Origin of the sequence: Zobellia sp. OII3, assembly GCF_002211465.1 — a bacterium.
Taxonomy (GTDB): domain Bacteria; phylum Bacteroidota; class Bacteroidia; order Flavobacteriales; family Flavobacteriaceae; genus Zobellia; species Zobellia galactanivorans.
In genome coordinates, this window is sequence record NZ_MWRZ01000002.1 from 666,036 (window position 1) to 691,528 (window position 25,493).

Below are 25,493 nucleotides of genomic sequence, written 5' to 3' on the forward strand. Positions count from 1 at the left end.
AGCCCAGTAAAAATTTAGATATATGAATATCAAGGAAAACAAGAAAAATGCCATTGCCTTTTACCGAATGGCCTACGAAGGCAACCCCAAGGCGGCCATCGAAAAGTATTGTGGCGGGACCTATATTCAACACAACCCCCATGTGGCCAATGGCCCGAAAGGCTTTGTCGATTATTTTGAAAGAATGCAAAGGGAATACCCCGAAAAGTCCATTAAATTCGTGCGGGCCGTTGCCGAGGGCGATTTAGTAGCCCTGCACACGCACCAAATCTGGCCGGATAACGACCAATATATCACCATGGATTTTTTCCGCTTTGACACTAAGGGGAAAATCTGCGAACACTGGGATTCCATTCAACAAATCCCAAAAACATCGGCAAACCCAAATACCATGTATTGATCGCCCCTTCTATATTTTAAGATCACTTTAAGAAAAACGACGATGTTCGCATCCAATATATGCTTAGTTTTATCATCTTTAAAGTTGACAAATCACTCGCTATGACTATTGAACTTCTACACAAATACGATCTCAACGACGCCATTCAGTTACAGATAAAAAATCTATATAAACAACTGAACGACAAGAACGAACAGCGACCTTTGCATCAAATACTTCAAGATGACAACCAAGTTATCTTTGTGGTTTGCAAAGAAGAAGGGCAAATCGTCGGTATGGCCTTATTGGCCACCTATAAAGTGATTTCAGGTTATCGGGGACTGGTGGAAGATGTCGTCGTCGATGCCGACTATCGAGGTAAGGGAATCGGTAGAAAACTAATGGAGAAACTCTTGCAAGAGGCCCAACACAAGAACATAGATGATATCCTTTTATTTTCGGGCCACCATAGAACCAAGGCGATTGCCCTGTACAAAAGCCTAGGGTTTACCCTGCGTGAAAGCGGGGTCTACAATCTGAAAGTACCGAGGCCATAAAGCGGACCTAGACCTTCTTTACATGGCGTAACTGACTTTTGAGTTCGTCCATAGACTCTTTCAGTTGTTTTAAAAGCCCTTTCTCCGTAGTGGCGTCTTCCCCAAAGGTGATCCTGCTACTTACCTGCCAAATTTCCTGTATTTGATACGGTTTGATTTCATAGGGCGGATAGGTCTCGTTCAATGAAACCAAGGTAATGTTGTTCGAATTCGGGCGCTTTTCCACTTTTTTGACCAATACCGCATCTTCTAGAACCACCACGTACATTTTGTTGGGACTCACATCGTCGATATGCTCTACGGCCCTGGCCAAGACCCATTCGCCCGGTTTTAGGTTTGGGAGCATACTATCCCCTTCTACTTGAAACCCGCGATAGGTAGCATTCCTGAATTCCGGTATGGGAAGGTCGAAGGCCGGCAACTGTTCGTACCAGCTTGTATCCTGAATGTTTTGCGGATAGCCCGCCGCTGCCTTGGCATTCACCAAGACCATATTTTCGTTTCCGGAGTTATCGACCGTTACGACTTTTGGAATAACGCTGGTCTTCGAAGTCTCCAAGTACTGATTGTCGCTACTTCCAAAAAGCCACAAGGGATTGATCTTAAACTGCTTCAGCAGCTCCATTACCACTTTTCCCGAAAGTTTGGTCCTCCCCCTTTCAATATCGGCCGTAGTACTCGACAGGCCTAATAATTTTGCAAATTCGGCTTGGGTATAGCCCAAGTCTCGGCGTACCTCGATAAATCGTTTTAATGTGATTTCATTTTCCATAGAACTCTTGCATTGGGTCTCTTGTTCAAAACTGTCGAGGGCTTGAAGTTTCCACTACCCTTTCATTTTCAAATATACACATTTTGGAATATATCCAAAATAATATTTGGATTATATCCATAATATGGATTTTTTCCATAATTTTGGAATAAATACAAAATACGCCTATGTCCTTGTCATTTGATAGAATAAAGGAAAAACTGAACATCTTGGCAGATGCCGCCAAGTACGACGTTTCGTGCTCAAGCAGTGGAAGTGTTCGCAAGAACGATACCAATGGCCTGGGCGACAGTAGCGGTATGGGCATCTGCCATAGCTATACCGAAGACGGCAGGTGCGTCTCCTTGCTCAAGATCCTCTTGACCAACCACTGCATCTTTGACTGTGCCTATTGTGTAACCCGCAAGAGTAACGACGTGCAACGGGCGGCATTCAAGATCCAAGAGGTAGTAGACCTGACCATCAATTTTTATCGTCGCAACTATATCGAAGGCCTTTTTCTCAGCTCGGGCATTTTCAAAAGTCCCGATTACACCATGGAGCGCCTAGTGGCCGTTGCCAAAAAGCTCCGATTGGAAGAGAATTTCAACGGCTACATCCACCTAAAGTCCATTCCCGGGGCAAGTGACGAGCTGATGCGCGAAGCGGGACTCTACGCCGACCGATTGTCGGTCAACATCGAGGTACCCACAATTTCAGGGCTCAAACTTTTGGCCCCCGATAAAAAACACGAAGATTTTACCAAGCCTATGCTAAAGGTGAAAAACGAAATCATTCAATATAAATCGGAGAAAAAAATCATCAAAAGCACCCCCAAATATGCCCCTGCCGGGCAAAGCACCCAAATGATCGTAGGCGCAACCGGGGAATCGGACAAAGATATTATGTACTCGGCCACACACTATTATAAAACCTACCACATGAAGCGGGTCTATTATTCGGGCTATGTACCGGTAGCAGACGATAGCCGATTGCCTGCCATTGGAACCCAAGTACCCATGCTCAGGGAAAATAGACTCTACCAGACCGATTGGCTCTTGCGCTTCTACGGCTTTGGGGTTCAAGAACTTTTGAACAATGACCACCCCAACTTGGATATGGACGTAGACCCTAAATTAGGCTGGGCCCTTCGGAACATGCAATACTTCCCCGTTGACATCAACAAAGCCGATAAAAGCGTATTGGCGCGTATACCGGGCCTCGGTATGAAAAGCGTTCATAAAATCATTAGCGCCCGGCGCTTTAGAAAACTCAACTGGGAGCACCTTAAAAAAATCGGCGTGGCCTTGAACCGGGCCAAGTATTTCATTGTCTGTGATTCCAGCAAATGGGAACATAGGGATATGGAAGGCGCCAAGATAAAGGGATTGATCCTTCAAAATTCGACAGGAAAGTTTAGAAAGGAATACAGTAACCAATTGCAATTGTTTTAATGGAATGCACATAGCCTAAAGTAGTAACCGAAAAAAACATGTATTATGAATTCGACTAAGACCCTTATTTACGACGGTAGTTTCAACGGATTTCTTACGGCCATTTTTGTGGCCTTTGAAGAAAAGGCAGTGGTGTCCGACATTCAGAAACACTCGGTCTGCCAAAACGGACTGTTCTCGGAAACGGAAACCATTTTTACCCAAATGGACAAGGCCAAAAGGGTCTGGAACGGAATTCACAAGAAGAGCCACAGCGCCATAAAGGATATCTACTTTGCATTTTTGAGCGAGCACAAAGGCATTGAGATGTTGCTCTACCGCTTTATTCGGAAAATGTTCGCCTCCAATACTTCCATTGCCTCCGATTACTCGGACGGCCTAGTACTAAAAATCAGTCAACTCGCTCGCTCCGTGGGTCGTGAAAAGCATCGTATGGAAGCCTTTGTAAGATTTCAATTGACCAAGGACGAAATCTATTTCGCCAACATAGAGCCCGATTTCAATGTGCTTCCCCTCATTTCGAAACACTTTCGCTCAAGATATGCCGACCAGCAATGGCTGATTTACGATGTCAAACGGAAATACGGAATTTTTTACGATCTGAACCAAGTAGAAATCGTATCCCTAGACCTTGAAGACATCCATACCAACAGCATAAATAAAAGGGCCCATCTCACCGATGGGGATTACAACTATCAAGACCTTTGGAACAATTACTTTAAAAGCACCAATATAAAATCGCGCATCAATTTAAAGCTTCACAAACAACATGTACCCAAGCGGTATTGGAAATATTTAAGCGAAAAAAAGGCGGTATAGGCCCATTGCTTAGCAGACGCTTCGGGAATACCTCGCCAAGAGAGGGCTTTTATCGCATTAAATGTGCGCCCATATCGTTCGAAACACCTTTTATTTAGGGTGTTGGCCCTAATTACCTTAACATAGATATAAGTAAAGGTCGCTTCTTTCTTAAGGGTCAAAAACGTACCTTTGCCACTTTGCTATAGAAAATGATAAATTACGAAGAAAATATCGAGGTTCAGGGCGCCCGTGTCCATAACCTTAAAAATATAGATGTTACCATACCCCGGGAAAAGCTGGTGGTTATAACCGGACTTTCAGGAAGTGGGAAATCTTCCCTTGCCTTCGACACGATCTATGCCGAAGGCCAACGTCGTTACATCGAAACCTTCTCGGCCTATGCCCGTCAGTTTTTAGGGGGATTGGAGCGACCCGATGTAGACAAGATCGATGGGCTATCACCCGTAATCGCCATAGAACAGAAGACCACTTCCAAATCACCGCGTTCGACCGTGGGCACCATTACGGAAATATACGATTTTCTCCGCTTGCTTTTTGCCCGTGCCGGCGATGCCTATAGTTACAATACGGGCGAAAAAATGGTAAGTTATAGTGATGACCAGATCAAGGAACTTATCAAGAAAGACTATAACGGAAAAAAGATAAACGTACTCGCCCCGGTCATCAAATCAAGAAAAGGACATTATCGCGAGCTTTTTGAGCAAATTGCCAAACAAGGCTTCGTAAAAGTTCGGATCGATGGCGAAGTGAAGGATATCGTCAAGGGCATGAAAGTAGACCGCTACAAGACCCACGACATTGAAATCGTTATCGACCGCCTTAAGGTTTCCGATACGGAAGACATGGACAAACGTCTTTCCGAAACCATAAATACCGCCATGTACAGTGGAGAAAACGTACTTATGGTCTTGGAGGAAGGGCAGACCGTGGCGCGGTATTTTAGCCGAGACCTGATGTGTCCCACTACGGGCATCTCCTACCCTGTACCCGAACCCAATACCTTTTCCTTTAATTCGCCCAAGGGCATGTGCCCCAATTGTAACGGGTTGGGCCATGTGTACGAAGTAAACGAAAAGAAGATATTTCCCAATAAAAAATTATCCGTAAAATCCGGGGGGATCGCTCCCTTAGGTGAGTATAAAAAATCGTGGGCGTTCAAACAGATAGAGACCATTGGCCAACGCTACAACTTTGAGCTCACCGATCCTATCTCCAGCATTTCGGAAGAAGCCATCGATGTATTGCTCAATGGCGGACACGAAACCTTTGAGGTAGATTCTAAGACCCTAGGCGTAAAGCGCAGCTATAAAATCGATTACGAAGGTATTGCCAACTTTATCAAAAGCCAATACGAGGAAGCCGGAACAACGGCATTAAAGCGCTGGGCCAAGGAATATATGGACAAGATCACTTGTCCCGAATGCGAAGGTGCCCGCCTACGAAAAGAGTCCCTCTACTTCAAAATAGACGAAAAAAACATTGCCGAATTGGCCCATTTGGATATTGCGGAATTGGCCGAATTCTTCAAGGGTCTTGAGAAAAAACTGGAAGGCAACCAGCTCAAGATTGCCGAAGAGATCATTAAAGAGATCAAGACCCGTATTCAATTTCTCTTGGATGTTGGCCTTGATTACCTCTCCTTGAACCGAAGCTCTAAATCCCTCTCGGGCGGGGAAGCCCAGCGTATTCGCCTCGCCACCCAGATCGGCTCTCAATTGGTCGGGGTACTGTACATTCTCGATGAGCCGAGCATTGGCCTTCACCAAAGGGACAACACCCGCTTGATCAAATCTTTGGAAGCCCTGCGCGACATCGGGAACTCCGTTATCGTAGTGGAACACGACCGCGATATGATCGAATGCGCCGACCATGTGATCGATATCGGCCCAAGGGCCGGTAAACACGGCGGTGAAATTATTTCCCAAGGACATCCCAATGAGCTAAAGAACGAAAATACCCTTACCGCCGATTACATTACCGGCAAAAGGGAAATTGCAGTCCCCAAAAAACGACGAAAGGGGAACGGCAAGAAAATAACGCTTTCCGGCTCTACCGGAAACAACTTGAAAAACGTTACGGTCTCTTTTCCCTTAGGACAGATGATCGGTGTTACGGGAGTTTCAGGCAGTGGGAAATCCACTTTGATCAACGAGACCCTCTACCCTATCATGAACGCCCATTATTTCAATGGCGTAAAAAAACCTATGCCCTATAAGAAAATTACGGGCTTGGAGCATATTGACAAGGTAATAGACATCAACCAGTCGCCTATTGGAAGGACCCCGCGTTCCAACCCGGCCACCTATACCGGTGTTTTTGGTGAGATCCGTTCGCTTTTCGCCAAAACCCCGGAAGCCGCCATTAGGGGATACAAACCCGGCCGTTTCAGCTTCAACGTCAAAGGCGGTCGATGTGAAACTTGTCAAGGTGGGGGACTCCGGGTCATAGAAATGAATTTTTTACCCGATGTATACGTAGAATGCGAAACTTGTAATGGCAAGCGTTTTAACCGTGAAACCCTTGAAATACGGTACAAAGGCAAATCTATTGCCGACGTTTTGGAGATGACGATCAACGAAGCAGTTGATTTTTTTGAGCTTATCCCCAAAATTTATCGTAAGTTAAAGACCATACAAGATGTCGGATTGGGATATATTTCCCTAGGACAGCAGTCCACTACCCTTTCCGGAGGTGAAGCCCAGCGCATTAAGCTGGCCACGGAACTTTCTAAACGGGACACGGGCAATACTTTTTACATCTTGGACGAACCCACAACGGGACTCCACTTTGAAGATATTCGGGTTTTGATGGAAGTTTTGACCCGATTGGTAGACAAAGGAAACACCATATTGGTCATCGAGCACAATATGGATGTTATTAAAATGGTCGATTATATTATCGATATCGGCTATGAGGGTGGCCGTGGCGGCGGAAAGGTCGTTGCCCAAGGAACACCCGAAGAAGTGGCCCAAGACAAAAAAAGTTATACGGCCAAATATTTGAGACCGGAGCTGAACATACCGGACTGAAAAGAAAGAAATATTATATGTATTTGAAAAAGAACATAGAAAATGACGCGAAACTATTGGAACGAAGAATGGAAAGAAATTGAATTCGATGATAAGATAGCGGAAAACGAAAAGTTTAAAATATCAAATTACGGCCGGATACTTAACTGTAAAGGCCCTGAAGAATTCTTGGTTACCGAATCCTTCATAAATGGATACCAAAACTTGCCCTTAAAGCAAAAACGAAACGGAAAATCGACCAGTAGATACGTTCACAAGCTGGTAGCCGAGCATTTTTTAGAACGAAAAAATGGCGTTTTCGTCATTCATCTCGATTACGACAAGACGAACAACCATGTGGACAACCTAAAATGGGCGACAAAAAAAGAAAAAGAGGAACACCAGTTCAGCGGCCCTAAATGGAAGAACAAACCAAGGCGAATTACCTACTCCAAGCTTACGGAAACCAAGGTCAAATTAATCAAGCGAAAGCTGAACGACCCCAACCGCAGGACACGTTTAAAGATGATCGCAAAACAATTCGGTATTTCGGAAATGCAGTTGCACCGTATTAAAACAGGCGAAAACTGGAGTTCGGTAACAGAATACTAAATACGGGCACAAGGAGTTTTAATTATAGTTTAAAATTTAAACGAGTTTTGTGCCACTGTAAAATAAAAGTAATAAATTCATTGGCTGATTTTAAGTGACGGGAGCGAGCATCCCGCCCTTATCCAAACCATAGTCAATACCGTTAGTTGGGTAAACAACCCCCTAAAACAAAAGAATTAGCATACATGAGAAAAGAACAACACCACAAAGGTTGGAACGAAATAAAAACAAACGATTCTTGGGCCATTTTTAAAATAATGGGCGAGTTCGTAATGGGATTTGAAAAGATGGGCACCATTGGCCCCTGTGTTTCCATTTTCGGTTCGGCCCGTACCAAGGAGGGTGAAAGATATTACGAGTTGGCCGTTAGTATTGCCAAAAGTATTGCAGAAGCAGGATACGGTGTCATTACCGGTGGTGGGCCTGGCATCATGGAAGCCGGTAACAAAGGCGCCCACCTTGCCGATGGTACATCGGTGGGACTGAACATAGACCTACCCTTCGAACAACACGACAACCCCTATATCGATGCGGACAAGAGTTTGGACTTCGATTACTTTTTCGTCAGAAAGGTCATGTTCGTAAAATACTCCCAAGGTTTTGTAGTGATGCCCGGCGGTTTTGGCACCCTTGACGAACTCTTTGAAGCCATTACCCTTATCCAAACCAATAAAATAGAAAAATTCCCCATCATCTTGGTCGGCAGTGAATTCTGGACCGGATTGATCGATTGGATAAAGAATACCATGCTCGGCGTAAAGAATATTAGTCCCAATGACCTAGACCTTATTAAGATTGCGGACACCGAAGATGAAGTGGTCGATATCATCGATGCTTTCTACAAAGGTCGCAATCTGAGTCCTAATTTTTAATGCCTTCCTTGAAATTAAAATCCCTCATATATTGTTTTTTTCTAGGTGCTGTATCGATATCCGGTATCGGGGTACTTTCGGCGCAGCACCAGAACGTACTTACGGCCAACCTCGACGGGGAAAGCAAGGAAATACGTATTCAACAAGAATTCACGTATCAAAACAATTCGAACGTCACCCTTAGCACCCTTTATTTCAATGACTGGGCCCATGCCTACGCCAGTAAGAACACGGGATTGGCCAAGCGGTTTTCAGAGGAATTCAAAAAGAGTTTGCACCTCGCAAAGAAGGAAGAACGCGGATATACCACCATCATAAGTGCCGTTGACGATGAGTATAGGGGACTTTTTTGGCGGCGCACCACGGAACTCGACATTCTAAAGATAGAATTGAACAGTCCCTTACCACCAGGTGAATCGACCAAGCTCTTCCTGACCTATACCATAAAGCTTCCTGAAAACAAGTTTACGCCTTATGGTTACGACAAGAAAAAGAACAGTTTCTATCTAAAGGATTGGTACCTGACCCCGGCCTACTTTGACGGTACATGGCATCTGTACTCTAACAAAAACCTTGAAGACCTTTACACCGGAGTGACAGAAACGGTGGTCAATTTCGTTTACCCGCCCCATTTGTACCTGGCATCCAACTTTACCATATTGGGCAACAGTAATTTCCCGAACGGTCAAATGGCCCAACTTTCGGCTACACAACAAAAAAATTGCGAAATCTTACTGAGCCCCCAAAAGCGCTTCGTAACCCACGTAACACCGCAAATGACGGTCATAACCGATATCGAAGCCTCTAAATATGGAGAGATCGGCAAGGGCATTTCCATCAATCGGGTGACGGAATTTATCGAGAATAACCTAGGCAAATTTCCCCACTCACAGCTATTGGTCAGTCAATTGGACTATGAGAAAAACCCCTTGTACGGCATCAACCAATTGCCCTCATTCATCAGGCCTTACGAAGAACAGTTTCAATTTGAAATGAAGTTTTTAAAGACGGCACTGATCAACATTCTTGAAGAAACCTTATTTCTCGACCCCCGAAAAGAACAATGGCTAAGCGATGCCATCGCCAATTACCTGATGATCGCCTATGTTGAAAAATACTATCCCGACCAAAAACTACTGGGGAAACTATCCAGGATCTGGGGTATTCGCAGTTTCAATCTGGCTAAAATGGACTTTAACGAGCAGTATCCCTTCCTCTATATGCTCACGGCACGTACCAATTTAGACCAACCGCTGAACACCAGTAACGATTCACTCATCAAGTTCAATCAAAAAATAGCCAACAAATACAAGGCCGGACTTGGTCTCTCCTACCTGGCGAGCTATATCGGTAAGGAAAAGGTCGACAAAAGCATAAAAACCTTTTACAAACATTACAAACTAAGCCAAGTCAAGACCCTCGATTTTGAGTCCATTTTAAAAAGGGAAACCAATATTGACATCGACTGGTTCTTTAACGAATATGTGTCCACCGATAGAAAAATCGACTTTAAAATCAAAAAGGTAGAAAAGACCGAAGATTCACTTCGGGTGACCATAAAGAACAAGAAAGGAACCAATGTTCCCATTTCCCTATTCGGGCTCAAGAACGATTCTGTAGTTTCTAAATATTGGTTTTCGGATATCAATACGATCAAGACGGTCACCATTCCGAAAAACGGTGAAAAACGTCTGGTATTGAACTACGACCAAAAAATACCCGAATTTAACCAAAGGGACAACTGGAAATCTTTGGGTGGCTTCTTTTCCGGAAACAAAAAGTTGAAGTTTACGTTCTTTCGCGATTCCGAAAACCCCTATTACAATCAGGTCTTCTACGTACCGATCTTAAATTTCAATATTTACGACGGATGGACGCCCGGTATGCGCCTCTACAACAAAACCTTGTTAGAGCGCCCCTTCGTTTACGATTTTGCGCCCTCCTATTCCTTTCGTGAAAAAGCCTTCGTGGGCTCGGGAAGGGTGACCTATAGAAAATACCTGAGCAAGAGCGGACTTTACGTGGCCAATTACAGTGTGGGCGGCTCTACCTACCACTTTCAGGCCAATTCGCGCTACTCTACCATAACCCCCTCTGTCACCTTCGGTTGGAGGCCCTCCAATCTGATTTCGAACAAAAGGGAGTTTTTAAATTTAAGGTACGTTAACGTACTAAGGGACAAGGCCGAAAATCTCGGTGATTTTGAAACCCCTCCCGATTACAGCGTACTGAACCTAAGATACACCAATCGCAACCCGGGAATCATCAACTATATCTCTTGGTTTGCCGACGCACAGCACGCCAGTGATTTCAGTAAGGTGGCCTTTGAACTTGAGTACCGCAAACTTTTTGAGAACAACCGTCAATTCAACTTCCGCTTTTACGCCGGTAAGTTTATCAGAAACAAGACTACGGAATACAAAGACCCGAACTACTTCAGCTTTGCCCTTGACCGCCCTACCGATTATTTGTTCGACTACGGTTACCTCGGACGGTCTGAAGACTCCGGTATTTACAGTCAGCAAATCATAATAGCGGAAGGTGGCTTTAAGTCCTTTCTCCCCCAAGAGTATCGCTTTGCCAACGATTACCTAACGACCATAAACACCAGTGTCAACCTTTGGCGATGGATCGAGGTATACAGTGACCTAGGTTATGTGAAGAACAAAGGGGTCAGTGGCAAGTTCGTTTACGATTCGGGTGTCCGCCTCAATCTACTGACCGACTATTTTGAACTTTACTTTCCGATGTATTCCAATAATGGATGGGAAGTCGCCCAACCCCAATATGGTGAAAAAATTCGCTTTATCGTTACGGTAAGCCCAAAAACCCTTATTGGCCTGTTTACCAGAAAGTGGTTCTGAACCGATCAGAGAATCTCTAAAAAAAATTCGAAATACGGATTCAAAATTACCAAAATATCATTTCTAAAGGTATATTATTAATTATTTTTTAACCAACTATGATAAATTGGCATTGTAAAAATGCTTTCAGTTTGTTATTTTTGTAGAAACTCGATTTTCTTAATGGATATTTCGCCTAAAACTAGTAATGACATTTCGTTTGATGATTTTAAAACCCAAATTTTAAACGATTATAAAATTGCGGTACTTAGCAGGACTTGCAGTTTATTGGGAAGAAAAGAGGTTTTGACCGGTAAGGCAAAATTCGGCATTTTCGGAGACGGCAAAGAACTACCGCAATTGGCCATGGCCCGATCCTTCAAGAACGGGGACTTCAGAAGTGGTTATTATCGTGACCAGACTTTTATGATGGCCTTGGGCCTAATGACCCCGAAGGATTTATTTCACGGTCTTTACGCCACTACCGATATAGAAAAGGAGCCCATGAGCGCAGGCCGACAGATGGGAGGGCATTATGTCACCCATAGCCTAAACGAAGATGGCAGCTGGAAAAACCTTACCGAACAAAAGAACAGCAGTGGCGATATTTCGTGTACCGCGGGTCAAATGCCTCGCCTTCTAGGCCTTGCACAGGCTTCTAAAATGTATCGAAACCTTAGCAATATCGATGCTTCTAAATTTTCCAAAAACGGTAACGAAGTAGCTTGGGGAACTATTGGCAATGCCAGTACCAGTGAAGGGATGTTCCTAGAGACCATCAATGCCGCGGGAGTACTTCAAGTGCCCATGGTCATCAGTATCTGGGATGACGATTACGGTATATCGGTACCTGCCGAATACCATACCACCAAAGAAGATATTTCCGAAATGCTAAGCGGCTTTAAACGCACCGACGAAAAAGCCGGCTTTGAAATGTTCAAGGTTAAAGGATGGGACTATACCGCCCTGATGCACGCTTACGAGAATGCTTCCGACATTGCACGCGAAGAACACGTACCCGTAATCATACATGTTACCGAACTCACCCAACCCCAAGGACATTCCTCATCGGGTTCACACGAGCGATACAAGAGTAAGGAACGATTGGAGTGGGAAAAGGAAAACGATTGCAACAAGCGTTTTCGCGAATGGATACTCGAAACCGGCATCACTACCGACGAGGAACTCAAAGCCCTGGAAAAAAGCATCATACGAGAGGTGCGTTCCGCCAAAAGGGAAGCTTGGTCAGAATACCTGTCCGAACACAAAACCCTGAAAAAAGAATTGGTCCTCCTCTTGGACCAAGTGGCCGCAAAAAGCCAAAATAAAAATTTCATTGCCAAGGTCAAAAACGACCTGATAGCTATAGAGGAACCGATCAAAAAAGATTTGGCCGTTAGCTCCAGAAAAGCTTTACGATACGTATTGGGTGAGTCCTTTCCCGAAAAGGATGCGCTCTTAAAATGGACGAATACCTTTTTAAAGGAAACCCAACCGAAATACAGTGCCGATTTATATAACGACGGACCAACGGGCGCCTTGAGTGTTAAAGAAGTAAAACCGCATTATCCCGCCAATACCGAAAAAGTAGACGGCCGTATCATACTTCGTGACAATTTCGACAAGATATTCGAACAATACCCGAACGCCTTGGTCTTCGGGGAAGACAGTGGGGCCATCGGTGATGTAAACCAAGGGCTCGAAGGCCTACAGGACAAGTTTGGCAAGTTTCGCGTTTCCGATACGGGCATTCGTGAAACTACTATTATCGGACAAGGCACAGGTATGGCCTTACGCGGTCTCCGACCCATTGCCGAAATCCAATACCTCGATTATATCTTTTACGCCTTGGCCACCTTGACCGACGATGTTGCCTGCCTGCGTTACCGTACCTTCGGAAAGCAAAAAGCACCCCTTATCGTACGGACAAGAGGACACCGCCTTGAGGGTATATGGCACTCCGGTTCGCCTATGGCAGCCTTGATACACGCCTTGCGAGGTATGTACATCCTATCCCCCAGAAACATGACCCAAGCGGCAGGTTTTTACAATACCCTTCTAAAAACCGACGAACCCGCCCTGGTCATAGAAAGCTTGAACGGTTACCGGTTAAAGGAGGACAAGCCCACCAACCTAGGTGAATTTTGCACGCCCATAGGAAAGGTCGAGACCTTAAAAGAGGGCAGCGATATTACATTGGTGTCTTATGGTTCTACCCTTAGGATCGTTATGCAAGCGGCAGACGAGCTGAAAGAAGTGGGTATCGATGCAGAGGTAATCGACGCACAGACCTTATTGCCCTTTGACGTATACGAAGACACGGTAAAGAGCGTTCAAAAAACAAATCGAATATTGGTCATAGACGAAGACGTACCCGGAGGCTGCTCGGCTTATTTACTTAACGAAATCATAGAAAAACAAGGGGCATACGCCTATTTGGATTCCGCTCCGCAAACCTTGAGTTCTAAAGCACATAGACCTGCGTACGGTACCGATGGCGACTATTTTTCAAAACCCAATGCCGAGGATGTTTTTGAAAAGGTATATGCCATTATGAGCGAGGCCGACCCTCAAAATTACCCAAGATTACGCTAACACTTTAGTTGTCAATATAATGATCACGGTATGTCCTATGGGCTAGTCCTTGCCTCCCCAATATTTGTACGGCATTTGTTGGAATGCATTTTGCCCAATTCGTAAAAAAGAATACTTTTATCTTTATTATAAATTGAAATCTACTATGTCTAACACACTTTTAAAGGATATCGGCCTTGCTTTCTTACGTATTGCCGCATCTTCAATGATGGCCGTTCACGGGTATGGAAAATTACAAATGTTAATCAATGGTGCTGACTTTGCCGACCCGATAGGTATTGGTTCCACTCCCTCTCTATTTTTAGCCGTATTGGCAGAATTGGTTTGCCCTGTTTTGATCATTTTCGGGTTTAAGACAAGATGGGCCGCCATACCTACAGCGATTACTATGGCCGTAGCTGCCTTTATTGCACATGGCGCGGACCCTTTTCAAAAGAAAGAGATGGCCTTGGTTTACTTGACCATTTTCGTAGCCATAATGCTTGTTGGCCCAGGCAAATACAGTGTAGACAAAAGGTAAGCTCGCTCACTATATAATTTTGACCAATAGCTCCTTTAGCAAGTCGGCTTGGGACGGAACGTTGGCTCCAACCCCCTTTCCCTTCATGTCCATCTCACGCAATGCAGAGATTACGCCACTGACTTTCTTCATTGGATAGTTACGTGCGGCCGTCTGAAACTCCCCTACAAAATAGGGGTTGATACGTAGCGCACTGGCAACGCTCTTGGGCGAATGGTCCTTTAGACCATGATACTGCAGCAATTGGGTGAAAAACGTATTTAACAGGGTTACGGTCAACACAAAAGGGTTGTCCTTCGGGTTCTGGGCAAAATAAGTGATAATACGTGTCGCCTTAAGTATGTTCCTTTCCCCAATGGCTTTTTTAAGCTCAAAGTTATTGTAGTCTTTACTGATTCCGATATGTTCTTCAATATCTGCCGGGGTAATCTCACTCTCCTTGGGCAATACCAATTCCAATTTCTGGAGTTCGTTGTTGATGCGACTCAAATCGGTACCCAAATATTCGGTAAGCAAAATAGCGGCTTTGTGGGAAATACTATACCCCCTACCGTGCAGGTTTTTCCTGATCCAATCCGAAACCTGGTTTTCATAGAGCTTTTTGCTCTCAAACAGCACCCCGGCCTTTTGAACGGCCTTGTAAAGTTTCTTTCGCTTATCTAGCTTTTTGTATTTGTAGCACATGACCAAGACCGTGGTCGTTTGCGGATTCTCGACATAGGAAGTCAAATTTTCAATGGTACGGACCAAATGCTGCGCCTCTTTGACCACCACGACCTGACGCTCGGCCATCATGGGGTAGCGTTTGGCATTGGCTACAATATCGTCTATGGTCACGTCCTTTCCATAGAGTACGACCTGATTAAAGCCTTTTTCTTCGTCGGCAAGTACGTTTTTTTCAATATAGCTTGAAATGGCATCAATATAATAGGGCTCTTCCCCAAATAAAAAATAAATGGGTTTAATGGTGCCGTTTTTAATATCGGTAACTATGCGTTTTGCTTCATCCATCCAAAAAAAATCATCAAATTTGCGGAATGGTACCCCTTAATTTTCCAGAGTATAATTTCCGCTTCAAAAATAGCGAAAATAACGTGCGCATTTTTGACCGCATACGTAAAAAGTTTGTGGTATTGCAACCCGAGGAATGGGTAAGGCAGCATGTAGTGAACTTTTTGACCTTTGAAAAGAACTATCCGTTAAGCTTGGTAAACGTTGAAAAGCAATTGGTTGTGAACAATATAAAAAAGCGATACGATGTCGTGGTGTTCAACTCCGATGGAAGTATCCGCATCCTTGTAGAATGCAAGGCTCCCGAAATTACCATTGACCAGACCACCTTTGACCAAATCGCCCGATACAACCTCGAACTCAAGGCCGATTACCTTATGGTGACCAATGGACTGGACCATTTTTATTGTAGAATGGATTTTGAATCAGAAAAATATACGTTTCTAAGGGATATTCCTGATTTTAGCCGTTAATTTGCCATCGTTTTGCGTATAGCCATAGTCATACTTAATTGGAACGGAGAGGTACTTCTAGAAAGATACCTACCCTCTGTTATACAATATTCGGAAGGTGCCGATATCTACGTAGTGGACAACGCCTCTACCGATGCTTCCGTAGCCTTTATTGCCGAGAACTACCCCGCTATAAAAGTGGTTCAAAACACTGAAAACGGCGGATTCGCCAAAGGATACAACGACGGCCTCAAGACTATCGATGCCGATGTATACTGCCTGTTAAATTCAGACGTAGAGGTCACCGAAGGCTGGTTGGCCCCAATAGAAAAAGCTTTTAACGACCATCAAGAAGTAGCCATCATTCAACCCAAGATCCTAGACCTCATGCGTCAAGACCATTTTGAGTATGCCGGTGCCGCAGGTGGTTTTATCGACCAGTTGGGCTACCCTTTTTGTAGGGGACGGATTTTTCAGGAACTTGAAAAAGACCAAGGCCAATACGACGATACAATTGAAATTTTCTGGGCTACAGGGGCCTGTATGTTCATCAAAAAAGAAGTGTTTTGGAACCTAAACGGTTTTGACGAGAGCTACTTTGCCCATCAGGAAGAAGTGGACCTCTGTTGGCGGGCCAAGAACCAAGGCCATAAAGTCTTGTACGTTGGCGCCTCTAAGGTATATCACTTAGGAGGGTCTACCCTGAGCAACATGAACCCCAAGAAAACCTATTTGAACTTTAGGAACTCGCTCTTCTCCATTACCAAAAACCTACCTAGAAAGCAGGCCTTCATTTTGATTTTTATACGACTATTACTAGATGCCGTAGCGGCTTTACGCTTTGTATTTCAGTTGAAATTCAACCACTGCTTTGCCATTTTAAGGGCCCATCTCAGTTTTTACCGCCAATTCAGAAAAATGTACAAAAAACGTGAAAAAGCTAATTTTATCCCAAAATACTACCTTATTAAATCCATTGTATGGCAGCATTTCGTACATCATATAAGTAATTTTAACAATTTAGTAAAAGATTAACTAATTTTACAAATGGTAGATTTGGCGATTATATAATTTTGTCCCTTATTACAGTTATCAAAAAAATCAAATAACAATCATTAAATACTTAGTAACTCTCATTATGAAAAAATTAATTTTAGGCTGTTTAGGAGTGACCATGTTGTTGTCTTCTTGTGTATCTCAAAAGAAGTATTCCGATTTGGAGGCAAAACATAAAGAAGCGCAGGATCTGTTGAATTCGGCCACCGTGAAATTGAACGATTGTTTAGAAGAAAAGGCTACCGCCAGTTCTAGACTAAAAACCCTACAAGATCAAAATGCATTCTTGAAGGCGAACAATCAAGAGTTGATAAACAATATGGGGAACTTGACCACCTTAACTACCAAGGGTGCCGAGAACCTTGAAAAGTCTTTGGAAAGTTTAAAGGAAAAAGACCTTACTATCCGCAAGCTTCAAGATGCCATTACAAGAAGGGATTCTGTAAACCTTTCTTTGGTACAGAGCTTAAAAGGAGTGTTGGGCAACCTAGACGACGAAGACATTGAAATCAGTGTTGAAAAAGGTGTGGTTTTCGTTTCTATTTCCGACAAATTGCTTTTCAGCAGCGGAAGCTACAACGTAACCAGAAGAGCTAAGGAAATCCTTGGTAAAGTTGCTCAAGTAGTGAACAACAAGCCTGATTTTGAATTCATGGTAGAAGGCCATACCGATGATGTACCTTACAGAAGCGGTGTTCTTTTAGACAACTGGGATTTGAGTGTAAAACGTGCTACTGCCGTAGTTCGAATTTTACAGAACGATTACAATGTTGATCCTAAGCGTATGACCGCAGCAGGTAGAGCTGAGTTCATTCCAGTTTCACAAACCGAAAAATCGAAAAACAGAAGAACCCGTATCGTTGTTCTTCCAAAAATCGACCAATTCTACAGTATGATCGAAGAGGGTATGAAAGACCCTGCGATCAACTAAGTTGATTCGAACGGTATAAATAAAAACCGCAACCCAAGGGTTGCGGTTTTTTTATGCCCAATAGTTTCAGACTTTGCCGTACTAAAGGCTGGAAACCCTATTCGAAAGTATAGTCGGCCTTCACTACTTGGGTCACCCTAAAATAACCATGGGCGTAGTTATCGGGATCACTAAGGTTTACACAGTTTCCTTTTACGGCAACAGGTGTAGCATCGAACATCCCCATACCCCCGATTTGATTGACAAGGATTTGCAAGTAGCTCCTATAGGCCTGTGAAATGGCATAAAATTCTATATGAAGCACATCGCCAGGCTCAAAGGCCTCCGTTTCTTCCGTATCATCATCTTCCTCACTCTCGTAATACCAGTCAATCTCATTTCCGTTTACGAACTCATCGTCGAATTCTTCAAAAACAGGCAATAGTTCACCTTGCTCTTGAAACTTGAAAAAATAGCTGTTTCCCTCTTCCTCCGGGTCTTTAAAGACCATGTTCACCTCTAGGTCGTCCTCACTAAAACCATTATCTCTCGATTGCCCCATCACGGTAAGATCGGGTACGGCGTTCAGGGTTTCTTGGGCCGAATAGGTTTCCCCATTATAAATGATTTCCAAGGAATACGATTGCCCCACAATAGGCTCGAAGACACTGGTGGTATAAGTACCATCATTTTGGTCCTCAAATATAAATTCTGTTCCACTGCTATCATTCGTCACCTTTACAAATGCCCCTGTGACCTCCGTATTGGAGGTGGTATCAAAAAATGCGGTAGAAGTACTTAATCGTATGGTCTGCTCATTTCCTAAAGTCCCCTTTTCCCAATCAAGGGAGGCTTCGACCGTTAACCTTGTCGGTGCCGATTGTACGTCTACATCGATGACGTCCGTACAGGAAAAGGCCAATACGGCCAAAGATAGAAGGCTTATGATTTTTATGTGTTTTTTCATAATGTTTTAGAATTTGAAGTTATACGTAATGGAGGGTACAATACCGAAAATGGCGGTTCGGGTAGCTTCATTGGCCCCGGTTTCCCGGTTCTGCCCAAAGGAAACAGAAGCCGCGTTCTTACGGTTGTACACGTTATAGATACCGAGTACCCATTCACCTTTCCAACGATTTTCAGGTTTACGGTTCGGCTTGTAGTTTACCGAAAGGTCCAAACGGTGATATGACGGCAAACGGTCTGAATTTCTAGCGGCATAACTCGCCACCGAAATCCCTTCGTATTCGTATTGCCCGTTCGGGTAGGTTACGGGCCTTCCGGTCTGAAAAACAAGATTGGTACCGAAACTCCATTTCTCGTTCAATTGATAGGCCCCTGCCAAGGATACATCATGGGTACGGTCATAGGAAGTATTGTACCATTCCCCATTGTTGATACCCAGGCCTCCTGCAGCTCCGCCAGGCGTGCGTTGTTCCGATTTGGAAAGGGTGTACGCCAACCATCCGGTAAGTTTGCCTTCGTTTTTACGGAGCAACACCTCCAATCCGTAAGCCCTGCTTTCCCCGCTTAAAATTTCGGTTTCGATCGTATTCTGTCCGATAAGGTTGGAACCATCGATATAATCAATACGATTGTCTACCGTCTTATAGTAAGTTTCCACTTCCATGGAATAGGCCTGCCCCTTAAAGTTCCTGAAATAGCCCAGTGCATATTGGTTGGAAAGCTGGGGGTCGACATACTCGCCGCTTGGCGTCCAAACATCTACCGGGGTCACCGCTGCGGTATTGGACAACAAATGGACGTATTGCGCGGAACGCGAAAAACCCGCTTTTACCGACGAAGCCTCGTTCAATTGATAGGCAAGGGAGACCCTCGGTTCGACATTCCCGAAAGTTTTTACCGATTCGCCTTTATCATAAGAGGTCTCCCCTATAGGGGTTCCACTCTCATAAATCCCCAGAACGGAATTGTACACCACGGGCAAATCGTTGGCATAGCGGGTTATGGGCTGGCCCCCTAGCCTATTGAAAACACTATACCTTAACCCGTATTGGGCCGTTAGATTTTTCGAAAGCTTATGCTCCGCGTTTATATAGAGTCCACCTTCAAAGGCCTTCTTACGGTCTAATGACAGTGGGTTTATATCGGAACTATCACTGGTCGGCTTTATTTGTCCCGGGTCAAAATCATAATATAGGCCACTGGCCCCAAAATCGAGTTTAAACTTATCGCTGAAATAGTATTTTAGATCATACTTTAGATTGTAATTGGTGATCGAGGCCACCCACACAAAATCTTCCATGGTAAACCCTAGGTCGTAGTCATATTTACTGATAATGGCCGACATATTCGAAAACAGTCGATCATTAAAAATATGGTTCCATCTCAAATTTCCCGAAGTATTTCCGTAGCTACTATCAAAGATATTTCCGAATTTGAGCACATCACGACCAAAATATCCCGACAGATATAATTTGTTCTTATCGTTCAGACTGTAGTTGGTCTTCAAGTTCAGATCGTAAAAACTTGCACTGTTCTTTTCCCCTGCCACTTTCAGCAAGAGGTGCGCGTAAGAAGTTCTGCCCGCTATCAAAAAAGACCCTTTATCACCGAATATGGGCCCCTCTGCCGCCAGTCTGCTCGAAATAAGTCCGATCCCACCGGTCAAGGCGAAATTCTTATTGTTCCCGTCTTTTTGACGGACATCCAGCACCGATGACACACGACCTCCGAAACGTGCGGGTATTCCCCCTTTATACAATTTGATATCCTTTATGGCATCGGCATTGAAGACCGAGAAAAAACCGAACAAGTGCGAGGTATTGTAAATAATCGCTTCATCTAAAAGCACCAAGTTTTGGTCTTGTGCCCCGCCGCGAACATGCAAACCTCCCGTACCTTCACCATTGTTGGTGACCCCCGGAAGCATTTGCAGGGATTTTAAAATATCGACTTCCCCCAAAACCACCGGCATCTGTTTTACAGTTCCGATATTCAATTTTGAAACGCTCATTTCGGGTTTTCTCAAAACTGCCATTTCCGGTTCATCGGCAGTAACGACCACCTCCTCAAGCTCGGTAGAATATTCCGAAATCTCAAAATCGAGTTTTTGGTTTTTGTCCAGGCTTACCTCTTGATATTTTTCCGAATACCCCATATAGGAAATCAGCAATCGATAGTTTCCCTTTGGAGCGGTAATCGAATAGAACCCGTACTCATTGGTGACCACACCGATGGTCGTTCCCTCTAAAAAAACAGAGGCCCCAAAAAGGGTTTCTCCGTCCTCCTTATCACTTATCTTACCGCTAATGGTAAAGTTTTCCTGTGCCATGCCAGATGTGGTTACCAACAATACCAATAGACTTGCCAAGGCATTCAACCACCTTTGCCGAACACTAGAGTTTACTTTTCTTCTCATTTTACTTCTTTTAATTTTGATTAATGAACACCCCTATGGACAAGAAAACTTCTAGAAGGTTGCACACCTTTTCATTATTCGTTCAAATACCATGTTTATAGAGGTCTTTATAGGACCAAAACAGAAGTAGATGCGTTTATTCATACTTTAGCAATAAAATATTCCCTCCCTAATGCAACCTTAGGGACATTTGCTTGTCTTTGTTATTGAAACCGAATTTAGAGCTCAATCAACCCTCTTAAATTAATTGGAAACCGAAATCCGTTTTACGCATAGGTCACTTGTTGAAAGCAGCAAGTCGGGCGATAGAAACTCACAGTACCAACTGTATGAGCTCTACGTGGATGCCATGTACAATATCGGCATGCGGTTTTTGGGAGTGAAGGAAGATGCGGAAGACATTGTACAAGACAGTTTTATCGATGCTTTCAAAAACCTGCACAAGTTTAAATACGAATCGACTTTCGGGGCCTGGCTCAAACGGATCGTGATCAACAAAAGCATTAACCATTTAAAGGTCAGGCGCTTACCGCTTACAACAATAAACGACCACGAATACCATTTAACGGAAGAAGAGCATAAGGAAGCAGTAGAGGCCGTAGATATTCAAAAAGTAAAAAAAGCAATTGATATCCTACCCCTAGGCTACAAACAAATTATTAACCTGTATTTGCTCGAGGGATACGACCATATGGAAATAGCCGAAGTATTGGACATTTCTATCTCGACCTCAAAATCGCAATACCACAGGGCAAAAAAGAAACTCGTTGAAATTATAAACACTTTATAATGGACAATTTTGAAAAACATGTCAGGGAGAACAGGGCGGCGTTCGACGACCATAAGGCGGACCGCGCCAAGCTCTGGGCGAACATAGAGGCCGAATTGGCCCCATCAAAACCAAAAACGGTTCCCCTTTGGAAATCGCCCATACTGCGCATAGCCGCCAGCGTACTCATTATCTTGGGGGTTTCCGGACTTATAGGGCTTTCGTTCTTAAACGGATCGACCGAGGAAAACAGCTTCGTATCAAAAGAACTGCAAGACATTGACATGCACTACAAGGGATTGGTAGCTTACCAAGTGCAATTGGTGCAGAAAAACGAACAACTGTCAGAGGCCGACAAGGCCGAATTTCTATCCTTTATGGACGAGTTAGATGCCGAATACGACACCCTGAAGCTCGAAATGCAGAACAACCTCGATAACGAACTGGTACTCGAAGCCATTGTTTCGAACTACAGAAAGCGCATAGAACTTATTGAGAAGCTATTGCATCAGCTCAACGAATCAAAATTAAAAGATGATGATTATGGATACACTTTATAAAAAACTGCTCCTTTTTGCTGCGGCGATGGTCTTTGGCCTTCCGGCCATGGCGCAGGAAAAGGTGTCTAAAAAGGTAATCAAAACCTACGGCCTCACCAATGCCGGAGAACTACATCTAGACAACAAATACGGCAACATCAATATTTACGGATGGACAAAAAATGAAGTGTCGATTACGGTGAACATTACCGTTACCCATAAAAAACACGACAATGCGCAAGAGCTTTTAGAACGCATACGCCCTATACTCCGCAATAGCGAAAACTTCGTTTCCGTCGCCTATGAAATCGGGGAAAACAGCTCTGGGTTCTTTTCGACCCTTTTTGACAAGGCCAACCCCTTCGATTTTGACCGAAGCAATGTGCAGATCGACTACAAGGTATATATGCCCGAAAAGGCCGAAATAGAAATCACCAACAAGTTCGGTGACGTCTTTATCGAAGATTGGATAGGCGTTTTAAAGGCTGATATACAACATGGCGACATGTGGATCAACGATAACCTGAACAAGGCCGATATCAACTTGAAGTACGGAAAGCTCAGGGCCAAGAACATCAATTACAGTAACCTTGACCTAAAAAATGGCGGATTGGACATGGACGATTCAAAAAGCATGCGACTCAATAGTGCCGGCAGCGAAATCGACATCCATACCGTAGAATCATTAGAGTTCTACTCGAATAAAGACGAAGTTGATATTGAGGAAGTCAGCACCCTATACGGCATGCTCCGATTCAGCAATCTTCGCCTAGGTCGCTTGACCAAAGACATAGACCTTATTTTAAAAATATCGGATTTTAGCATAGAGCATATAGCGACACCTAAAGGCAATATCTCCATTGAACAAGAATCTTCGGAGGTAAGCCTGAATATCACCGACTTCCCCCATCAATTTACAGCAGTACTCGAAGAAGGCCTGGTACGCCTGCCGAAATCCTTCCACAATGTAAACTCCCATATGCTGGATAAAGGAAAAAAACTACGGGAAATCAAAGCGATTTACGGTAAAAAAACTCAAGGGCATATTTCTATTACAGGGAAGAAAGGGGTTGTTTTGTTGAAGGAGTTGTAGGGGGGATGAGTGACAAGTACTAAGTATTAAGTACTAAGTATTAAGTATTAAGTACAAAGTAGTGAGTGATGAGTGACAAGTACTAAGTACTAAGTATTAAGTACTAGACACTTAACTATTGTCCTCTCGTTTTTATTATTTTTTTTCAAAAAAGTTCATTTTAAATGCAACTTTTTCGGGCTTCGGTTGTCTATTAGGTAAATCAATCGAAAAACGAACAGTAATGAAATCACTTAAAACGAGTCTCCTTCTATTAATCATAGGAGCTACCTTTTCAAGTTTTGGTCAAGATGAAACCGATGAGTACCTAGAATTCAACGACCGTAACAATGTGGTACATGGGGTATATTTAGGTCTCGACCTTGGCCTTGGGGAAATAGATGGCGAGCCCTCATACACAGGCGGACTAAAGGTTGCCTATGTAGCCAACCAACAATTTGAGGTTGGTTTTGCAGCCACTTTTCTTTACTCCGAGCAAGATGTCTTTAACAATAGCCTTTCCCGTAACGAAGATCTGATCGGGGTGTATGGTGGACTGCATCTTGAGCCCATTTTCTTCAGCAAGAAACGTGTAAACCTTTCTTTTCCCCTTTTGTTAGGGGCCGGGGGCGTCGGTTATATCGAAAACAACTTCCATCATGACGATCACTATGAGGAAGAACTTACCGAAGACGATTTCGATATGGTCTTCGTTGCCGAACCCGGTGTAAGCGCCCTATTTAACATCTCCCGCTATCTACAATTGGAAGCGGGTGTAAAATATCGATTTTCCAGCAGAATAGAACTTCCCCCAACGCGCACTACCCGTATCAACGGCTTCTCGGCCGGATTGGGAATAAAAGTCGGCATCTTCAATATGGGCCGCAACCGCTACAAAAAGAATATTCAATGAAAACAACTCAAAAAAAAATCTGCTCACATTGCCATGACGTTATTGAAACACAGCATGTGTTCAGTGAAAACAACCAAGTGTTTCTGAAGAACAACTGCAGCAACAATACCTTAACCGAAGAACAATGGTCGCCCATCAACTTTCAGTGGATTCCGGTGGTGCAGTTGCAAGAGCGTTTAACGCACATTTAAAAAAAATACAATTCATCAACCCGCTTGCCCGAGGCAAGCACTAAATCAATCAAAAAAATGCGAACAAGAAAAATAATAGTCGCCATGGCCTTGGCGTGTGTAGTTTTGACTTCCTGTGATTACGAACATGTTAGGGCTTCCAATGAAGTAAGCACCAAAGATCTATCCCTTTCCGATTACGACGGGTTAAAGGTTTCAAATGCCTTTGATGTTTTCGTTAGCTTTTCAGACGATGAAGAGCGCATTCGTATAGAAGCAAACGACAATTTGCACGACCGCATCGTGGTAGCCCGTGAAGGCAACAAGGTCATCATAAAATTAAAAAAGTACACTACCGTACGGGGAGACGTTACCCTAAAGGCTTTTATCACTACCAAAGACATTCACGAATTTGACCTTTCGGGAGCCGCAAGCGTTACTTTAGAAACGCCATGGGATATTCAAAGAGGCGAGATTGAACTATCTGGGGCCTCACACTTTACCGGGGAAGTTATAGCCGACAAATTAGAGATCGATATGAACGGTGCCTCCAAGGCCGATATCTTCGGAAATGTACAATCGGTCTATGCCGACCTTTCGGGAAGCAGTGACCTTAGGAATTACGATCTTGAAATCGAACGCCTGAATATTGAACTCTCGGGTGCGAGTGAAGCCTTCCTTACTGCGAACGAATCTATCGATATCGATGCCACGGGGGCCAGTACCCTCAACTACAAAGGCGATGCGGTCATCAGCCATCAAAGGTTAAAGGGGGCCTCACAACTAAAAAACAGAAACTAGCAAAC

The 25,493-nt window shown here is 43.9% G+C and carries 23 protein-coding genes; 19 read left to right on the plus strand and 4 right to left on the minus strand.

The genetic code is table 11. The features are described 5' to 3' along the window. Nucleotides 1–22: 22 nt before the first annotated feature. Nucleotides 23–400, plus strand: a complete 378-nt coding sequence (locus B4Q04_RS10175; RefSeq protein WP_013995806.1) for an ester cyclase — start codon at nt 23–25, stop codon at nt 398–400. Between the two features lie 101 nt (nt 401–501). Beyond that, nucleotides 502–936: a GNAT family N-acetyltransferase gene (locus tag B4Q04_RS10180; RefSeq protein WP_046288130.1), complete on the plus strand. Its 435-nt coding sequence runs from the start codon at nt 502–504 to the stop codon at nt 934–936. Nucleotides 937–943: 7 nt separating this feature from the next. On the opposite strand, the gene B4Q04_RS10185 is transcribed toward B4Q04_RS10180, so the two are convergent. Continuing rightward, nucleotides 944–1,708, minus strand: a complete 765-nt coding sequence (locus B4Q04_RS10185; protein WP_013995808.1) for an XRE family transcriptional regulator — start codon at nt 1,706–1,708, stop codon at nt 944–946. 173 nt (nt 1,709–1,881) lie between these two features. Between B4Q04_RS10185 and B4Q04_RS10190 the strand changes: the two genes are divergently transcribed. The 8 genes from B4Q04_RS10190 to B4Q04_RS10225 all read left to right on the plus strand — a co-directional run bounded on the left by B4Q04_RS10190 (nt 1,882) and on the right by B4Q04_RS10225 (nt 14,413). Beyond that, a complete protein-coding gene (locus B4Q04_RS10190) occupies nt 1,882–3,141 on the plus strand; it encodes a putative DNA modification/repair radical SAM protein (RefSeq protein WP_088696811.1) in 1,260 nt (419 codons plus the stop codon). A 45-nt stretch (nt 3,142–3,186) separates the two neighbouring features. Continuing rightward, nucleotides 3,187–3,960, plus strand: coding sequence for a TIGR03915 family putative DNA repair protein (locus B4Q04_RS10195; RefSeq protein WP_088696737.1), 774 nt, complete (start codon nt 3,187–3,189; stop codon nt 3,958–3,960). A gap of 191 nt (nt 3,961–4,151) precedes the next feature. After that, a complete protein-coding gene (gene uvrA / locus B4Q04_RS10200) occupies nt 4,152–6,992 on the plus strand; it encodes an excinuclease ABC subunit UvrA (RefSeq protein WP_088696738.1) in 2,841 nt (946 codons plus the stop codon). Between the two features lie 42 nt (nt 6,993–7,034). Beyond that, nucleotides 7,035–7,583 carry an HNH endonuclease gene (locus B4Q04_RS10205; protein ID WP_013995812.1) on the plus strand — a complete coding sequence of 183 codons (549 nt, stop codon included), beginning with the start codon at nt 7,035–7,037 and terminating at the stop codon, nt 7,581–7,583. A 185-nt stretch (nt 7,584–7,768) separates the two neighbouring features. Next, nucleotides 7,769–8,455, plus strand: coding sequence for a TIGR00730 family Rossman fold protein (locus tag B4Q04_RS10210; RefSeq protein ID WP_013995813.1), 687 nt, complete (start codon nt 7,769–7,771; stop codon nt 8,453–8,455). Then, nucleotides 8,455–11,319: a metalloprotease gene (locus B4Q04_RS10215; protein ID WP_236631002.1), complete on the plus strand. Its 2,865-nt coding sequence runs from the start codon at nt 8,455–8,457 to the stop codon at nt 11,317–11,319. The genes B4Q04_RS10210 and B4Q04_RS10215 overlap by 1 nt, the downstream gene beginning before the upstream one ends. Nucleotides 11,320–11,481: 162 nt before the next feature. Next, on the plus strand, nt 11,482–13,893 hold the full coding sequence (locus tag B4Q04_RS10220; RefSeq protein ID WP_013995815.1) for a thiamine pyrophosphate-dependent enzyme: 2,412 nt from the start codon (nt 11,482–11,484) through the stop codon (nt 13,891–13,893). A 145-nt stretch (nt 13,894–14,038) separates the two neighbouring features. Further along, entirely contained in the window at nt 14,039–14,413 is a 375-nt protein-coding gene (locus B4Q04_RS10225) for a DoxX family protein (RefSeq protein ID WP_088696739.1), read from the plus strand. A gap of 9 nt (nt 14,414–14,422) precedes the next feature. Here the strand turns inward: B4Q04_RS10225 and holA are convergent, their stop codons facing one another. Next, nucleotides 14,423–15,424 carry a DNA polymerase III subunit delta gene (gene holA, locus B4Q04_RS10230; RefSeq protein WP_088696740.1) on the minus strand — a complete coding sequence of 334 codons (1,002 nt, stop codon included), beginning with the start codon at nt 15,422–15,424 and terminating at the stop codon, nt 14,423–14,425. Between the two features lie 26 nt (nt 15,425–15,450). Here holA and B4Q04_RS10235 point away from each other — a divergent pair, with 26 nt between their 5' ends. The 3 genes from B4Q04_RS10235 (at nt 15,451) to B4Q04_RS10245 (ending at nt 17,863) form a co-directional block, all read left to right on the plus strand. Continuing rightward, entirely contained in the window at nt 15,451–15,897 is a 447-nt protein-coding gene (locus B4Q04_RS10235; RefSeq protein WP_046287637.1) for a type I restriction enzyme HsdR N-terminal domain-containing protein, read from the plus strand. 12 nt (nt 15,898–15,909) lie between these two features. Beyond that, nucleotides 15,910–16,911: a glycosyltransferase family 2 protein gene (locus B4Q04_RS10240; RefSeq protein ID WP_088696741.1), complete on the plus strand. Its 1,002-nt coding sequence runs from the start codon at nt 15,910–15,912 to the stop codon at nt 16,909–16,911. A 103-nt stretch (nt 16,912–17,014) separates the two neighbouring features. Continuing rightward, entirely contained in the window at nt 17,015–17,863 is an 849-nt protein-coding gene (locus B4Q04_RS10245) for a flagellar motor protein MotB (protein WP_013995821.1), read from the plus strand. A 97-nt stretch (nt 17,864–17,960) separates the two neighbouring features. Here B4Q04_RS10245 and B4Q04_RS10250 read toward each other — a convergent pair whose 3' ends face one another. Next, nucleotides 17,961–18,809 carry a DUF4249 domain-containing protein gene (locus B4Q04_RS10250; RefSeq protein ID WP_013995822.1) on the minus strand — a complete coding sequence of 283 codons (849 nt, stop codon included), beginning with the start codon at nt 18,807–18,809 and terminating at the stop codon, nt 17,961–17,963. 6 nt (nt 18,810–18,815) lie between these two features. Further along, nucleotides 18,816–21,224, minus strand: coding sequence for a TonB-dependent receptor (locus tag B4Q04_RS10255; RefSeq protein WP_088696742.1), 2,409 nt, complete (start codon nt 21,222–21,224; stop codon nt 18,816–18,818). A gap of 247 nt (nt 21,225–21,471) precedes the next feature. On the opposite strand from B4Q04_RS10255, the gene B4Q04_RS10260 reads away from it, so the two are divergent. The 6 genes from B4Q04_RS10260 to B4Q04_RS10280 all read left to right on the plus strand — a co-directional run bounded on the left by B4Q04_RS10260 (nt 21,472) and on the right by B4Q04_RS10280 (nt 25,488). Then, nucleotides 21,472–22,014 (plus strand): RNA polymerase sigma factor, encoded by a 543-nt coding sequence (locus B4Q04_RS10260; protein WP_236631003.1) that lies wholly within the window; start codon nt 21,472–21,474, stop codon nt 22,012–22,014. Then, entirely contained in the window at nt 22,014–22,553 is a 540-nt protein-coding gene (locus B4Q04_RS10265; RefSeq protein WP_013995825.1) for a hypothetical protein, read from the plus strand. Before B4Q04_RS10260 ends, B4Q04_RS10265 begins: the two co-directional genes overlap by 1 nt. Further along, on the plus strand, nt 22,537–23,625 hold the full coding sequence (locus B4Q04_RS10270) for a DUF4097 family beta strand repeat-containing protein (RefSeq protein WP_161496065.1): 1,089 nt from the start codon (nt 22,537–22,539) through the stop codon (nt 23,623–23,625). Before B4Q04_RS10265 ends, B4Q04_RS10270 begins: the two co-directional genes overlap by 17 nt. Nucleotides 23,626–23,848: 223 nt before the next feature. Further along, the gene (locus B4Q04_RS10275) at nt 23,849–24,517 is read left to right on the plus strand and encodes a hypothetical protein (protein WP_088696744.1); all 669 of its coding nucleotides are present in this window, start codon (nt 23,849–23,851) and stop codon (nt 24,515–24,517) included. Further along, nucleotides 24,514–24,708 carry a hypothetical protein gene (locus tag B4Q04_RS22440; RefSeq protein WP_123772356.1) on the plus strand — a complete coding sequence of 65 codons (195 nt, stop codon included), beginning with the start codon at nt 24,514–24,516 and terminating at the stop codon, nt 24,706–24,708. Before B4Q04_RS10275 ends, B4Q04_RS22440 begins: the two co-directional genes overlap by 4 nt. A gap of 57 nt (nt 24,709–24,765) precedes the next feature. Next, a complete protein-coding gene (locus B4Q04_RS10280; protein ID WP_013995829.1) occupies nt 24,766–25,488 on the plus strand; it encodes a head GIN domain-containing protein in 723 nt (240 codons plus the stop codon). Nucleotides 25,489–25,493: the final 5 nt, after the last annotated feature.

Bases quoted from the DNA above. Each gene is read 5' to 3' on its own strand.
- B4Q04_RS10185 (WP_013995808.1), bottom strand. From the start codon at position 1,708: ATGGAAAATGAAATCACATTAAAACGATTTATCGAGGTACGCCGAGAC.
- B4Q04_RS10255 (WP_088696742.1), bottom strand. From the start codon at position 21,224: ATGAGAAGAAAAGTAAACTCTAGTGTTCGGCAAAGGTGGTTGAATGCC.
- B4Q04_RS10210 (WP_013995813.1), top strand. From the start codon at position 7,769: ATGAGAAAAGAACAACACCACAAAGGTTGGAACGAAATAAAAACAAAC.
- B4Q04_RS10220 (WP_013995815.1), top strand. From the start codon at position 11,482: ATGGATATTTCGCCTAAAACTAGTAATGACATTTCGTTTGATGATTTT.
- B4Q04_RS10225 (WP_088696739.1), top strand. From the start codon at position 14,039: ATGTCTAACACACTTTTAAAGGATATCGGCCTTGCTTTCTTACGTATT.
- B4Q04_RS10195 (WP_088696737.1), top strand. From the start codon at position 3,187: ATGAATTCGACTAAGACCCTTATTTACGACGGTAGTTTCAACGGATTT.
- B4Q04_RS10250 (WP_013995822.1), bottom strand. From the start codon at position 18,809: ATGAAAAAACACATAAAAATCATAAGCCTTCTATCTTTGGCCGTATTG.
- B4Q04_RS10205 (WP_013995812.1), top strand. From the start codon at position 7,035: ATGACGCGAAACTATTGGAACGAAGAATGGAAAGAAATTGAATTCGAT.
- B4Q04_RS10280 (WP_013995829.1), top strand. From the start codon at position 24,766: ATGCGAACAAGAAAAATAATAGTCGCCATGGCCTTGGCGTGTGTAGTT.
- B4Q04_RS10245 (WP_013995821.1), top strand. From the start codon at position 17,015: ATGAAAAAATTAATTTTAGGCTGTTTAGGAGTGACCATGTTGTTGTCT.
- B4Q04_RS10275 (WP_088696744.1), top strand. From the start codon at position 23,849: ATGAAATCACTTAAAACGAGTCTCCTTCTATTAATCATAGGAGCTACC.
- holA (WP_088696740.1), bottom strand. From the start codon at position 15,424: ATGGATGAAGCAAAACGCATAGTTACCGATATTAAAAACGGCACCATT.
- B4Q04_RS10235 (WP_046287637.1), top strand. From the start codon at position 15,451: ATGGTACCCCTTAATTTTCCAGAGTATAATTTCCGCTTCAAAAATAGC.
- B4Q04_RS10265 (WP_013995825.1), top strand. From the start codon at position 22,014: ATGGACAATTTTGAAAAACATGTCAGGGAGAACAGGGCGGCGTTCGAC.
- B4Q04_RS10270 (WP_161496065.1), top strand. From the start codon at position 22,537: ATGGATACACTTTATAAAAAACTGCTCCTTTTTGCTGCGGCGATGGTC.
- B4Q04_RS10215 (WP_236631002.1), top strand. From the start codon at position 8,455: ATGCCTTCCTTGAAATTAAAATCCCTCATATATTGTTTTTTTCTAGGT.
- B4Q04_RS10175 (WP_013995806.1), top strand. From the start codon at position 23: ATGAATATCAAGGAAAACAAGAAAAATGCCATTGCCTTTTACCGAATG.
- uvrA (WP_088696738.1), top strand. From the start codon at position 4,152: ATGATAAATTACGAAGAAAATATCGAGGTTCAGGGCGCCCGTGTCCAT.
- B4Q04_RS22440 (WP_123772356.1), top strand. From the start codon at position 24,514: ATGAAAACAACTCAAAAAAAAATCTGCTCACATTGCCATGACGTTATT.
- B4Q04_RS10180 (WP_046288130.1), top strand. From the start codon at position 502: ATGACTATTGAACTTCTACACAAATACGATCTCAACGACGCCATTCAG.